Genomic DNA, 12,385 nt, shown 5'->3' with positions numbered 1-12,385 from the left:
TAGTTATTAAGTCAGCCGTATCAAAAAAGAAAGCCGCCCTGCTTAAGCAGGGCGGCTTTTAGTTGAAAACTATTTGCCAGTCAATTAACTTTTTGGATTAAGAGCTTCTGTAATACGATCAGATAAATCCAACAGATGGTAAGTGCTCATTGAGTCGCTGATGTTTGCTGATTTGATCATGCTGTTTATGGCACGCAATTGAGCTTTAGCAACAGAAATTGCATCAGTTTGCTCCAGTTCGCGTTGTACTGCACCGCCACGGCCGGCAAATACAACCAGTTGCGCAGCTGCATTTGGTGCTTGTGGCTTAACCATTTCAATCAGTTTATCTACATACAATTTTTGCAGGTTGCGGCGGTAAACGTCAATAGCCTGATTGTTTTTTATCTCGCGAAAGATGATGTTCTGCATATCGCCCATAAAGTCGGTTACCTTGTAGGCTTTGCTACCTTCTGCAGCTTCAAACGCAATTAGTTTATTAAACACGCGTGGGGTAACCAATCGGTTTAACACAGCATCCTGACGGGTGTAAATAACCTGTAGCGGGTTTGTGCCAATATCGCTCAATATCTGCTGGTTTAATAACCAGGTAGGTGTAGTGAACAGTTGTTTGTCCAGGAAAGTCATAGCCTCACGCTGTGTAGCAGCAGGAGTATATTCGTATACCGCACCGGCTTGTTCAGTCGTTTTGGGGTTTTCGTAAATACCGCCAATGTTTTTAGCTACATGGCCCATATAGCGGCCAAACTGTGTGGTTAACTGTCCGTACATGTTGTCCAGGTCATCATAACCTTCACCTTGCTCTTTAGTCCACTCAGGTAATTTAACTACAATGCGTTGCAGGTTTTTAATGCCATAAGTACTGGCCACCATAGCATTATCGCTTAAATCCTCGTTTTGCGAGTGCGGATCATCCGGATTGGTTTCAGTACCGAACCATAAGCGGCGGTTTTTAGCGCTTTCAATGGTCATTTTGTTCAGTTGCTCTTTCTCGGCATCTGCACCTTTATCACCTAGGTATCTGTAACCCCACTCAATAGCCCATTTGTCATAATCGCCAATGCGGGGGTATAAACCTTTAGACGTGATGTTATCCTCAGGTTGTGCTACATAGTTAAAGCGGGCGTAATCCATAATTGATGGCGTATGGCCGTTTGCTTCAACAAATGCTTTATCGCGTAATTTTTCAACCGGCACGCTCGAGCTTGAACCGTAGTTGTGACGTAATCCTAAGGTATGGCCAACCTCGTGCGATGATACAAAGCGGATCAGGTCGCCCATTAGTTTATCGTCAAATGTCATTTTACGGGCGCGTGCGTCAACTGCTGCAGTTTGAATAAAATACCAGTCGTGTACCAGTTTCATTACGTTGTGGTACCAGTTGATGTGTGTTTCCAGAATTTCACCGCTGCGTGGATCAGAAACGTGCGGACCGCTTGCATTCTCGGTTTCGGATGGTTTGTAAACAATTACCGAGTGGCTGGCATCTTCCAGGCTCCAGGTAGAGTCCTGCTTGGCAGTAGGAGCCATTTTGGCTACAATAGCATTCTTGAAGCCAGCTTTTTCAAATGCTTTTTGCCAATCATTAACACCAGCAATAAGGTATGGTACCCATTTCTTAGGCGTGGTAGGGTCAATGTAATAAACAATTTGTTTTTTAGGCTCAACCAACTCGCCGCGCTTGTATCTAGCCATGTCGGCAGCTTTGGGCTCCAGTCTCCAGCGCGCAATAAGCTGCACATCTTTTACGCCTTGTGGGTTAAGGTCAAAGTCTGTGTAATTACTGGTAAAGTAACCTACGCGCGGGTCAAAGTAGCGGCCTTTCATCGGCACTTTTGGTAATATTACCAATGATGTATTCAGCTCAACAGTTACCGAACCATTTGGCGCGCCGCCGCCAAGGGCAGGAGCCGGAGCACCGCCTCGACCAAATGGTGAAGCTGCTGCTAATAAACCATATGTTTTAACGGTGCTGATTTCTACATTGTTAGAGAAACTGCGTACGTTTTCGATGTAGCTGCGATCAGGTACCAGGTTGCCCAGGCGGATACGTTGTTTACCTTGCGGTGAACTGAAGAAAAATATTTCATTATCGCCGTTGATGTAGTCGGTCATATCAATAACGCTACCTTTTGAATCGGGCGAAAATGCAGCAATGTTGAATGCTGCAGCAATAGCTTGTATATTTGAACGCTGTACAGACTGGTACATTGATTTGGTGCTGTCGGGGCTATAAACACGGTAAGAAACCTTACGCATAAAAATGCGGTTGTTGGGTCCTTTTTCAAAGCGGATAACTGTATTGCCAATTTGGTCGCCTGCATAACCATCGGCGGCACGTACCTCTGCACCTGCGCGCGATATGCGGCTTACTACCAAAATGTCGCGGTTAAGTACGCTATCTCCAATTTCAAAGTAATACTTATCATCAACCTTGTGGGTCTTAAATAAGCCTTTACGGCTAACGGCTTTATCTGTAATTACAGATTTGTAAGGCTTGGGTTGCGCACGTTGCGTTGCTGCTACGCCTGTGAAACCGCCCGGAAGGGCAGTTCGGCGGGCTGTACCTGCACTGTCTGGCCGGCCTTGCGCAAAAGTGCCCGAGGCAACTGCGGCTAAAGCCATAGTGAGTAAAATTTTATTCATTAGTAAGGGTTAATTAATTATCAACTAAATGTACAGCAAAGAAATATATTTGCACTGCTATAGCTTATTTGTTACAAAGGTTTTAATAGTAGGCCTTTGTGGGCACGTTTCATTGCCGGTATTATAATTTCTGCTTATATTACATCATGCTATTCACCGAAGACTTTTTGCATTACATCTGGAAGTTTAAGCTGTTTAATTTTCGTGATTTGCAAACTACAGATGGCGTATCATTGGAGATATTGTCGGTAGGTGTGCATAACTTTGATGCAGGGCCCGATTTTCATAACGTGCGGATAAGAATAGGCGATACCTTATGGGCAGGTAACGCCGAAATACATATTGCTGCCGGTGATTGGTACAAGCACAATCATACACACGACGAAGCCTACGGTAACGTTGTTTTACACATTGTTTACCGTAACGATAAACCCGTTATATTACCTAACGGCAGGCAGGTCCCTACATTAGAACTTGCCAACCGTATTCCTGCCGAACTTTACACCCGGTACCACCAACTGGCTTATGGCAACCAGCAAATCATACCTTGCGAGGCTACCATTAAAACCGTGAGCGGCATTAAGCTGCATAACTGGCTTACCCGTGTACTGGTTGAAAGGCTACAGAAAAAATCTGTTGCCGTTATAGATACACTACAGCATAACCGCGGCGATTGGGAAGAGACCTTTTATCAGCACCTGGCTGCAAATTTTGGTTTTAAGGTGAATGCTTTGCCTTTTGAATTACTGGCAAAATCGCTACCGCAGCAAATTCTGGCAAAGCATAAAAACAGTGCATTGCAGATTGAAGCACTTATTATGGGGCAAGCAGGACTTTTGGAAGTTGAGCTTACAGATAGTTACCCCCTTAAGCTGCAGGCAGAATATGGTTTTTTGCAAAAGAAGTACAACCTTAAGCCTGTGGAAAAGCACCTATGGAAGTTTATGCGTTTAAGGCCGCAAAACTTTCCAACCATTCGTCTTGCACAATTTGCTAATCTGATATTTAAATCTAATCACTTGTTTTCGAAGATTTTAGAAATCGAACATTTGGCCGATTTTAGAAAACTTTTTAACCGGGTTGATGTTAACGACTATTGGGAGACTCATTATAGATTTGGTGTAGAATCAAAACCGGCATCAAAATCACTGGGCAAATCCTCGGTCGATTTGTTGTTAATGAATACCATTGCTGTGTTTTTATATAGCTACGGACATCATCACAAACTGCAGCAGTACATTGACCGAAGCCTTGAATTGTTGGAAAGTGTGCCTGTTGAGCAAAACCATATAGTAAACGATTTTACAAACCTTGGCGTTATTGCCAAAAGCGCTTTTGAATCGCAGGCTTTGCTTGAATTAAAAAATAACTACTGTAATCATAAAAAGTGCTTACAGTGCGGGGTAGGTAATCAAATATTAAATTTGGGCTGATTATGATGCAAAGATTTTTAACCTTTTTTGAGCGCTACTCATTTGGAGTATGTACTTATCTGGGCGAACGTTTCAATATCTCTATTGCCAAAATCCGGTTGTTTTTTATTTACTCTTCGTTTCTGGCAGTAGGATTTCCCCTTATATTTTATTTCTGCGCGGGTATTGTGCTAGATATTCGCCACTACGTTAAACGTATGCGTGCCCGGGTAATGGATTGGTAAACTAGTCTTTAACTGGCCAACCGTAAGTTAATATTTTCTATCAACGTATCAAGATCTGTGGTCTTTACACTGTTTCCGTTTGCATTGCCATATGGCTTTAACGAATAAGTGTAGTGATTGTAGTCCTTTCCTAAAATAAGCATCAACGGAATATCTTTTACCGTTTCGATTACTCCTAAAGCTCTGCTTACTACCATGCTGTCCATTTCGCTAAACATGGTATCCATAAGTATAAAGTCAGGCTTACAGCGCGATATCTCGTTTAATATTTTATATGACTGATGTAAGGGGCAAACCTCATATCCCCTTGAATCCAGCATAAGAGACAACTGATTGAGCTCTATCAAGTCCTCATCCACAATTAAAATCCGCTTACTCATATTTGGTTATTGTATCCTTATTAGTCAATTTTGATGCCACATCATAGCATATTGTCGTTATCATCAGTGCCCTACAGAAACAAAAAAGAGTTTATGCACAATGTATAAACTCTTTTTTATTCATAGGGTAGATGGTATATGGTCAGGCAGCTTGTTTGTTGCCCTGGTTAATGCCTTCTTTTCTTACAAGAGACTGGCGATATGCTTTTAAGTCTTTTTCTAACATTTTCTTTAATTGAATATCAATTGACTTAGCTAAGATTTGAGTATTGTTTACACTTTTCATAAGGCAGTTAGTTTTAGTTATTATACCATATACCAATAATGTGCCAGTACTTACAAATCAGCCAAAAAACGTGATTTAATGTAAAAGATGAGATGAAAAAAGCCCGGTGCTTGTACGGAAAATTGTACAAGTTACCAGGCTTTAGAACAGAATACGATACTAAATGGTGTGCGAATGTTAATTCGCAGAAATAAGCGAGTTCACTTTGTCAACCAGTTCGGTTAAATCGAAAGGCTTTGCAATTACAGCCTCACAACCAAACGATGGATAATCAACATCACGGTTAATGTAGGCCGAAAAAATAATAACCGGCACGTTGCTCAATTTATCATCAGCCTTTAGACGCTTGCATATTTCACCACCGTTGCCATCATTAAGTAAGTAATCCAGTATCACTAAATCGGGCTTATAATTTTTAGCTACCTGTAAAATATTGTCGCTGGTTGAAATGGCGTGAACATCGAAGTTTTCGTAAGAAAGAACTTCATTAACAACCTCCAGAATGTCCTGGTTATCATCCAGCACTAAAATACGTTTCAACATCAATAGGAATTAAGGGGTTAACAGCATACAGAATCATTTATCTGCTTGCTGCAACAAAGATAAACATACCAATAAGGTTAAACGAAACGGCATATACAATGTATTGTAAAAATGCTGTAACTGTAAGTTTATAATATTTCTCTACTTGTAATTTAGTGTTTTGAAATTAGTTCTGAAGTAATATTGATGCTCAAAGCAACGATTGCAGTGTTGTAAGCGAATGAGATTAAGCTGTGTGCCCAGGTTAGCCTGCGCATTTTGCGGGAAGCGATGGCAACGTCTGATACTTGGAACGCAACACCCAGGTTAAACGAAAAATAGACGAAATCCAGATAATCGGGCTCGTTTTCATCCGGAAACTTTAGGCCGCAGGCAGGTATTTGTTGGCCTTCATCATTAACGGTATCATAATAGATGTGTGCATAGCGCAAGGTAAACATGGTATGCACCAGCCACCACGATACAATGACCGATCCTATGGTTAGGATGATGTGCCCTGTAACCTGAGAGGGGCTGGCGTTCTCGGGCGATTTCATTAAGAAAAATATGGATAACAGGCTAAAGACCGTACCTGTTACCACGAAAATGAATATAAACGTACGGCTTGAGTCTTGCAAGGTTGCAATTTTACGCACATCGCGCGGGTGTGCTGTTAGTATGGTTATCCATTCTGGAATAATCAGGCTAAAAGCAAAGCATATCCAGGTTACCAGTATCGTTTCGGTAAGTGGTAAAGAACCGCTTAAAAGGTATGCGGCGGCAGCACTTACTATTATAGCAATGATAAGACGGTGGTGAGCGTCTAAGTGCAGGGCGAGTTTTTTTGCGGCTTTGAGTGGTTCGGCGTCGGGCATATAAATATTTACCTGTGTTGTATGATGTGTAAATTAGCTGTTTCTCCCGACTTGGTTTTAATCGCCCTCTTCAACAATATGAGCAACGCGGCCAATCTGCCCGTCTTCCAGCCTTACCTTAATGCCACGGGAGTGAAAGGCAGCACTGGTAAGTAAGTTACTCACAATGCCACGGGTTAGCTTGCCGCTTCGCTGATCTTTTTTCAATATAATATCTACCTCAAGGCCGGGGTAAATGTCTTTGCGGTTTTGTCCGTTCATCGGTATTCTTATTTCACTAATTGTTCAATAGCAACAGCTACTTTATCAAATTTAAAATTTTGCAGCACGGTATGCATAGCCTGCGTAATATGCTCGGTGCCTAAGTTGCCTATGCTGCCTTCGTGGGTGTGGTTAACCGTTTTGTCGGGGTTGAAGTTTCCCTGTTCAATTGCCAGGCCTACTTTTTTGTATGCATCACGGAAAGGTACGCCTTCCAGTACCTGGCGGTTAACTTCTTCTACACTAAATAAATAAGCATAGCGCGGGTCATCCAGAATATTAGTTTTAACTTCAACATGCTGCAGCATAAAATGCGCCATATGCAGGCAGCTCTTCAGCTCGGCAAAAGCGGGGAACAACAATTCTTTTAACAACTGCATTTCGCGGTGATAACCCGACGGTAAGTTGGTGGTCATCATGGCCACATCATTAGGCAGGGCTTGCAGGCGGTTGCATTTACCGCGCATAATTTCCCAAACGTCGGGGTTCTTTTTATGCGGCATAATGCTGCTGCCGGTAGTTAGGTTTTCGGGGTAACTTACAAAGGCGAAGTTTTGGCTTAGGTACAAGCACTGGTCCATAGCCATTTTAGCCAGCGTTGCTGCTACCGCCGAAAGTGCCTGTGCAATAATGCGCTCTGTTTTACCACGTCCCATTTGGGCATATACTACGTTGTAGTTTAAATTATCGAAGCCCAATAATTGGGTTGTGAGCGTGCGGTTGAGCGGGAACGATGAGCCATAACCTGCTGCCGAACCCAATGGGTTTTTATTGGTGATTTTGTAAGCCGCCAAAATTAATTCCAGGTCATCAACTAAACTTTCTGCATAAGCGCCAAACCACAAACCGAATGATGATGGCATGGCCACCTGCAAATGTGTGTAACCTGGTAATAAAACTGCTTTATGCTTTTCGCTAAGTTCGGTTAATAAGGTAAATAGGTGTTGCACTTCTTCAACCACCTGTTGCAACTCATGGCGAAAAAATAGTTTCAGATCAACCAATACCTGGTCGTTACGTGAGCGGCCGCTATGAATTTTTTTGCCGGCATCGCCAATACGTTTGGTTAACAGCATTTCTACCTGCGAGTGTACGTCTTCTACGCCGGCTTCAATTTCAAAATTATTTTCCTGAATTTCTTTGTAAATGGATTTAAGCTCACCTTGAACCAGTTGGAGGTCTTCTTTGCTCATCAGACCAATGCTTTGCAGCATTTGTGTATGTGCCAGGGAGCCTAGTACATCAAAAGCGGCCATTTGCTGATCAAATTCGCGGTCGCGGCCTACGGTAAAGCTTTCAACCAGTTCGTTTACATTTGTAGTTTTTTGCCACAGCTTACTCATGCTGCAAATATGTGTAAATCTGCATACAATTACACATTTTAACGCATAATTGCATTATATGCTCAGTCCTCAATCTTAGAGTGCTTGCGCGTATCTTTCATAAACACATAAATCAGTAAGGACACAGCAATACAACCCGTAACATACCAAAAGAACCATTGCGGATGACCAGCCTGTTTAAACCAAAGGGCAAAGTACTCGGCGGTACCGCCAAATAAAGATACTGCAATAGCATAAGGAAAGCCTACTCCCAAAGCCCGCACCTCGGCAGGAAAAAGTTCGGCTTTTACAACCGCATTTATAGAGGTATAGCCACTAATAATAATAAGGGCAGCCATTATCAGCAAAAAAGCTATCCACTTATCAGTAGCATGGCTGAGGCTGTTTAATATAGGAATAGTGCACAAACTACCCAATACGCCGAAGGCAATAAGCAACGGCCGGCGACCAATGCGATCAGATAAGGCCCCGAACAGCGGCTGCAACAGCATGAATATGATTAAGGTAAGCGTTGATATAAGCGTCGCATCGTTCTTAGAAAACCCGGCAGTGTTCACCAAAAACTTTTGCATGTAGGTGGTAAACGTATAAAAAGCTACCGTGCCGCCCAGCGTTAAACCTATAACGGTTAATACAGCCCTTGGGTGTTGCAGCAATGCCTTTACGGTTCCCCGGCCAGGCTGTGCTTCTGTTTTCGCAAATGTAGCAGACTCATGCAGGCTTCGGCGCAGAAATAGGACACTTATGGCGAGTATAGCGCCTATGCCAAAAGGAATGCGCCAGCCCCAGCTGTGCAGTTGCGCTTCGGTTAAAAACAGGCGTTGCAGCGCTATCAGTACACCAAGGGCAATTAACTGGCCCATAATTAAGGTAACGTACTGAAAGCTGGAGTAAAAACCACGGTTGTGTTTGGCCGCCATTTCGCTCAGGTATGTGGCGCTGGTACCGTACTCGCCGCCTACGCTAAGGCCTTGTATAATCCGGGCCAAAACCAGTAGGATGGGGGCAAGTATACCAATCTGCTTATAGCCTGGTACAAAAGTAATGATGAGTGAACCCAAGCTCATGAGCAGTATTGAGGCGGTTAATGCTTTTTTGCGTCCCTTCTTATCAGCATAGGTACCCATAAGCCAGCCGCCAACGGGCCGCATCAAAAAGCCTATGGCAAATATGCCCGCGGTATTTAAAAGTTGTGCAGTGGCATCTTGAGCCGGAAAGAACGCACCCGCAAAATATAAGGAAAAGGCAGAGTAGATATACCAATCATACCATTCTACCAGGTTACCCAATGAGCCGCCAATTATCGACCTAATGCGGTTTGATACTGTGAGATTGAGAGAGGTGCTTGGCTGGTCGGTCATATACATGCTGCGTTTCAGACAAACATAATAAGTAACAGGCTTAATTAAGGCTTACTGACTCAGGTAATTTTCTGAAAGTGCATTGGTATCGGTTTGCGTTTCGGTGTTCTGTACTATGCGGTGTATGGTGGTGTCCAGTTCCTGTACCGTAGCTTCCAGCATTTTCATGATATCCGAATGCGCACCTGGATCTTCCAGTTTTAACAAGTGCATAAGTCCTAAAATTGAAGCTACCGGCTTGCGTAACTCATGCGACTGCATGAAAGCAATCTTGCGTAATGCCTCGTTTTGCTGCAATATTTTTTCTTCATTCTTTTTACGCTCGCTAATATCAGTTGCGTTAAATGATACGCCTATAATATTGCCGGCGCTGTCATAACTGGGATTGTAACTGATCTTAAACCACCGGGCCGCAATTTTTCCAAGTTCAACCAGGCGTTCATGTTGCAAAGATTCACCGGTTAACGCTATCTCTACATTCCGGATAAAATCATCTGCGTAGGTAGGGTAAATGTAATTTGTTGCATTTGCTCCTGTAGTAACTTCTTTTCCAAATACTGTGTAAGTAATGTCACGAAAGGTTTTGTTAAAGGTAATCACCTTCATATCAGGGTTTATAAGCAGGTGGCTCGATTTAGAACTTTCAAAAAATGAACGCAGTTTGTTTTCAGCGCTTTTAGCTTCAACAAACTGCTCTTTAAGGATGCTGATGCCAAGTTCAAATTCAACCATGGTTACTGCCTGACGCGAAAGCAATTCGAGCATGCGTTTACGGCGTTCAGAAAGTACTTTTACGTCTTGTCCTAATACATACAGGCTGCCCAGCACGTGCCCGTCATGCGTAATGAGAGGCACCCCTGCGTAAAAGCGAACATGAGGGTGTCCTTTAACAATAGAGTATTCTGATAAAGCTGTATGTTGCGACGCGTCGGGTATTATCAAAACTTCATCCAGGTCCAAAGGCATGTTCCAGAAGGTGTCTTCTACAGCAATATCATCCGCTAAAAAGCCGTATTTAAAGTGCGATTTTATCCTGCCTTCATCCAGGAAAACTAGAAAAGCAGCAGGCGTCTGGCAGGCTTCTGCTGCCAGCGTCACTATGTTCTGAAGCTCATTTTCCCGGCTAATGTTAAGGTCTAAAAACCTTTCCATCGACCGAATTTTATAAAATTCGTTAAACGGCATATGATGTAAACAGTAGACGAAAAAGTTTTGTAACGATGTCGCAATATACGGCAATTGATGAATTAAAGTTTGTATATTTAACTTCTCAGCCAAATATTATGGTGTTAAATAGCTTAACAAAATAATAAAATAAGCATGTTTTTATTAAAAACTAGTAGTAATCATCAGTTGAATTACATTGCGGCGAAAAGCGCTTTCCATCTCCTGCTGATACCAGTACATGTAGCCTGCTTCTGCATCGAGTTTTTTGCTGAAGCGATAACCCAGGGACACAAACGACCGGTTTTGATCAAACAAGTGCCGGTTCACGCTTGCTTTGTGCTGAATGTTCAAAAAGAGTTCGTTTTGTAATCCTGTGTACCAGCCGTGGGTAAAGGCTGTATCGGCGGTTAGCGGTATTTGTACACTAATGAACGCTCTTGCACGCTGCGAAAAAGCCACTTCTTTGTCGTTAACCCAACGTTGCTCTACGCGGGCACGTAAGCTTACTTCAGTTCGTTTAATGTCAAAACTGTAAAGGTATTGCTCGTAAATACGGTTTTCGGATTGACGAGTAGTGGGTGCCGATAGTTGTTGTTCCCAATCGGCTTTATGTGCATATCCAAGCGCAATAGCATTTTTTTTGTTTAAGTTGTAGCTTATTGCCCCTCGCAGCAACAAGGTGTTTAGATAAGTGAATTTATTTGATGAACGGGTTTGTACGTCGGTCAGAAAATCGAACTTATTTGTAAGTTGTTGCTTGTGCGTTAAAAAGATCCACCCCTGCGTTTCGGTTAGTTGTGCAAACGTATTTGCGGTCCACAAGCAAAGCGCTACTGCCAATAAATTTTTCACCATTTTGCCTGTTTGCTATTAAAGCTAAACTTATAAAGCTTCCGTTTGTTCGTAATAAACTATATTATTGAACAATGAATACAACGAAAATAGGCTGGGCCGGTTTGGGCAATATGGGCATACCCATGGTTAGCAATTTGCTAAAAGCTGGTTATGCCGTGCAGGTTTTTAACCGTACCCGCAATAAAGAGAAGGACGTGCTGGATGCTGGTGCTACAGCAGCCGGAAATTTATCCAAACTTGGATCGGGCAACGATATTACCTTAACCATGGTATCTGACGATGCTGCGGCTAAAGAACTTTTTACAGCACCTGAAGGCTTACTGGCCGGAGAGGTAAAAGGTAAGCTTTTCATCAACGTAAGTACCGTATCGCCCGAAACCTCGCGGTTTTTGGAAGAAAGCTGTATAAACAAAGGGGCTGCATTTATGGAAGCGCCTGTATCGGGCAGTGTAAAGCCGGCGCAGGATGGTACCTTAATTATTCTGGCGGGTGGCACCGAAGATGCCTACCAAAAGGCAAAGCCGTTGTTTGATGTTTTGGGCAAGCTGTCGTTATTGGTTGGACCGGTAGGCGCAGGCAGTGCGGCAAAGCTTGCTATTAACTACTTTTTAGGCCTAAATCTGCAGGGCTTGGCCGAAACGGTTCTGTTTGCCCAGGCCAACGGTGTTAAAACTGAAGACATGCTCACCATTATAAACGAGGGCGCGTGCGGCAGTGGCATCACCAAACTTAAATCGCCTGCAATTTTAAAAGGCGAGTTCCCGGCGGCTTTTGCCCTTAAGCACCTGGCCAAAGATTTACGGTTAGCCAAAGAGCAAGGCCTTGATGCGCCTTTAAGTACACCACTTTATGAAAGCTTTAAACAGGCACAAGAAGCAGGTTTGGGCGATGAGGATGTAATGGCTATTTACAAGCATCTGGATAAATAAAGTGATACCTATTGCTAGGGCACAACGCGTATACAGAGGTGTTTTGCAAAGATGATTGTTTTTCGAAATACCTACGGGGGCTTCTTGCTACCGTAGCTAATTG

General features: G+C 43.1%; 13 protein-coding genes. 3 read left to right on the top strand and 10 right to left on the bottom strand.

Annotated features, from left to right (window positions below):
• Window positions 1-84: 84 nt before the first annotated feature.
• Window positions 85-2,646, bottom strand: a complete 2,562-nt coding sequence (locus tag ABDD95_RS14340; RefSeq protein ID WP_345948025.1) for a zinc-dependent metalloprotease — start codon at window positions 2,644-2,646, stop codon at window positions 85-87.
• Window positions 2,647-2,792: 146 nt separating this feature from the next.
• On the opposite strand from ABDD95_RS14340, the gene ABDD95_RS14335 reads away from it, so the two are divergent.
• Both ABDD95_RS14335 and ABDD95_RS14330 read left to right on the top strand, forming a co-directional pair.
• Window positions 2,793-4,079: a DUF2851 family protein gene (locus tag ABDD95_RS14335; RefSeq protein ID WP_345948024.1), complete on the top strand. Its 1,287-nt coding sequence runs from the start codon at window positions 2,793-2,795 to the stop codon at window positions 4,077-4,079.
• A gap of 2 nt (window positions 4,080-4,081) precedes the next feature.
• On the top strand, window positions 4,082-4,303 hold the full coding sequence (locus ABDD95_RS14330; RefSeq protein ID WP_345948023.1) for a PspC family transcriptional regulator: 222 nt from the start codon (window positions 4,082-4,084) through the stop codon (window positions 4,301-4,303).
• Window positions 4,304-4,311: 8 nt separating this feature from the next.
• Here the strand turns inward: ABDD95_RS14330 and ABDD95_RS14325 are convergent, their stop codons facing one another.
• From ABDD95_RS14325 to ABDD95_RS14285, 9 genes are all read right to left on the bottom strand, one after another.
• Entirely contained in the window at window positions 4,312-4,683 is a 372-nt protein-coding gene (locus ABDD95_RS14325; RefSeq protein ID WP_345948022.1) for a hypothetical protein, read from the bottom strand.
• 142 nt (window positions 4,684-4,825) lie between these two features.
• On the bottom strand, window positions 4,826-4,969 hold the full coding sequence (locus ABDD95_RS14320) for a hypothetical protein (protein ID WP_345948021.1): 144 nt from the start codon (window positions 4,967-4,969) through the stop codon (window positions 4,826-4,828).
• 177 nt (window positions 4,970-5,146) lie between these two features.
• On the bottom strand, window positions 5,147-5,512 hold the full coding sequence (locus ABDD95_RS14315) for a response regulator (protein ID WP_345948020.1): 366 nt from the start codon (window positions 5,510-5,512) through the stop codon (window positions 5,147-5,149).
• A 152-nt stretch (window positions 5,513-5,664) separates the two neighbouring features.
• A complete protein-coding gene (locus ABDD95_RS14310; protein ID WP_345948019.1) occupies window positions 5,665-6,366 on the bottom strand; it encodes a DUF1345 domain-containing protein in 702 nt (233 codons plus the stop codon).
• 57 nt (window positions 6,367-6,423) lie between these two features.
• Window positions 6,424-6,627 (bottom strand): YwbE family protein, encoded by a 204-nt coding sequence (locus tag ABDD95_RS14305; RefSeq protein ID WP_345948018.1) that lies wholly within the window; start codon window positions 6,625-6,627, stop codon window positions 6,424-6,426.
• 8 nt (window positions 6,628-6,635) lie between these two features.
• Window positions 6,636-7,970, bottom strand: coding sequence for an argininosuccinate lyase (gene argH / locus ABDD95_RS14300; protein ID WP_345948017.1), 1,335 nt, complete (start codon window positions 7,968-7,970; stop codon window positions 6,636-6,638).
• 62 nt (window positions 7,971-8,032) lie between these two features.
• Window positions 8,033-9,331, bottom strand: a complete 1,299-nt coding sequence (locus tag ABDD95_RS14295; protein WP_345948016.1) for an MFS transporter — start codon at window positions 9,329-9,331, stop codon at window positions 8,033-8,035.
• Between the two features lie 51 nt (window positions 9,332-9,382).
• On the bottom strand, window positions 9,383-10,483 hold the full coding sequence (locus tag ABDD95_RS14290; RefSeq protein WP_345948015.1) for a GAF domain-containing protein: 1,101 nt from the start codon (window positions 10,481-10,483) through the stop codon (window positions 9,383-9,385).
• A 177-nt stretch (window positions 10,484-10,660) separates the two neighbouring features.
• Window positions 10,661-11,353, bottom strand: coding sequence for a DUF2490 domain-containing protein (locus tag ABDD95_RS14285; RefSeq protein ID WP_345948014.1), 693 nt, complete (start codon window positions 11,351-11,353; stop codon window positions 10,661-10,663).
• 71 nt (window positions 11,354-11,424) lie between these two features.
• Between ABDD95_RS14285 and ABDD95_RS14280 the strand changes: the two genes are divergently transcribed.
• Complete coding sequence (locus ABDD95_RS14280; RefSeq protein ID WP_345948013.1) at window positions 11,425-12,282, top strand: NAD(P)-dependent oxidoreductase; 858 nt, start codon at window positions 11,425-11,427, stop codon at window positions 12,280-12,282.
• Window positions 12,283-12,385: the final 103 nt, after the last annotated feature.

Origin of the sequence: Mucilaginibacter sp. PAMB04274, from assembly GCF_039634385.2 — a bacterium.
Taxonomy (GTDB): Bacteria; Bacteroidota; Bacteroidia; order Sphingobacteriales; family Sphingobacteriaceae; genus Mucilaginibacter.
The sequence above is the reverse complement of the archived record's forward strand: the minus strand, read 5'-3'. Positions and strand labels throughout refer to the sequence as shown.

What these genes read in the sequence shown, in the direction of transcription:
- argH (WP_345948017.1), bottom strand. Translation starts at nt 7,970, where the DNA reads ATGAGTAAGCTGTGGCAAAAAACTACAAATGTAAACGAACTGGTTGAA.
- ABDD95_RS14330 (WP_345948023.1), top strand. Translation starts at nt 4,082, where the DNA reads ATGATGCAAAGATTTTTAACCTTTTTTGAGCGCTACTCATTTGGAGTA.
- ABDD95_RS14340 (WP_345948025.1), bottom strand. Translation starts at nt 2,646, where the DNA reads ATGAATAAAATTTTACTCACTATGGCTTTAGCCGCAGTTGCCTCGGGC.
- ABDD95_RS14285 (WP_345948014.1), bottom strand. Translation starts at nt 11,353, where the DNA reads ATGGTGAAAAATTTATTGGCAGTAGCGCTTTGCTTGTGGACCGCAAAT.
- ABDD95_RS14325 (WP_345948022.1), bottom strand. Translation starts at nt 4,683, where the DNA reads ATGAGTAAGCGGATTTTAATTGTGGATGAGGACTTGATAGAGCTCAAT.
- ABDD95_RS14320 (WP_345948021.1), bottom strand. Translation starts at nt 4,969, where the DNA reads ATGAAAAGTGTAAACAATACTCAAATCTTAGCTAAGTCAATTGATATT.
- ABDD95_RS14295 (WP_345948016.1), bottom strand. Translation starts at nt 9,331, where the DNA reads ATGACCGACCAGCCAAGCACCTCTCTCAATCTCACAGTATCAAACCGC.
- ABDD95_RS14310 (WP_345948019.1), bottom strand. Translation starts at nt 6,366, where the DNA reads ATGCCCGACGCCGAACCACTCAAAGCCGCAAAAAAACTCGCCCTGCAC.
- ABDD95_RS14315 (WP_345948020.1), bottom strand. Translation starts at nt 5,512, where the DNA reads ATGTTGAAACGTATTTTAGTGCTGGATGATAACCAGGACATTCTGGAG.
- ABDD95_RS14335 (WP_345948024.1), top strand. Translation starts at nt 2,793, where the DNA reads ATGCTATTCACCGAAGACTTTTTGCATTACATCTGGAAGTTTAAGCTG.
- ABDD95_RS14305 (WP_345948018.1), bottom strand. Translation starts at nt 6,627, where the DNA reads ATGAACGGACAAAACCGCAAAGACATTTACCCCGGCCTTGAGGTAGAT.
- ABDD95_RS14280 (WP_345948013.1), top strand. Translation starts at nt 11,425, where the DNA reads ATGAATACAACGAAAATAGGCTGGGCCGGTTTGGGCAATATGGGCATA.
- ABDD95_RS14290 (WP_345948015.1), bottom strand. Translation starts at nt 10,483, where the DNA reads ATGGAAAGGTTTTTAGACCTTAACATTAGCCGGGAAAATGAGCTTCAG.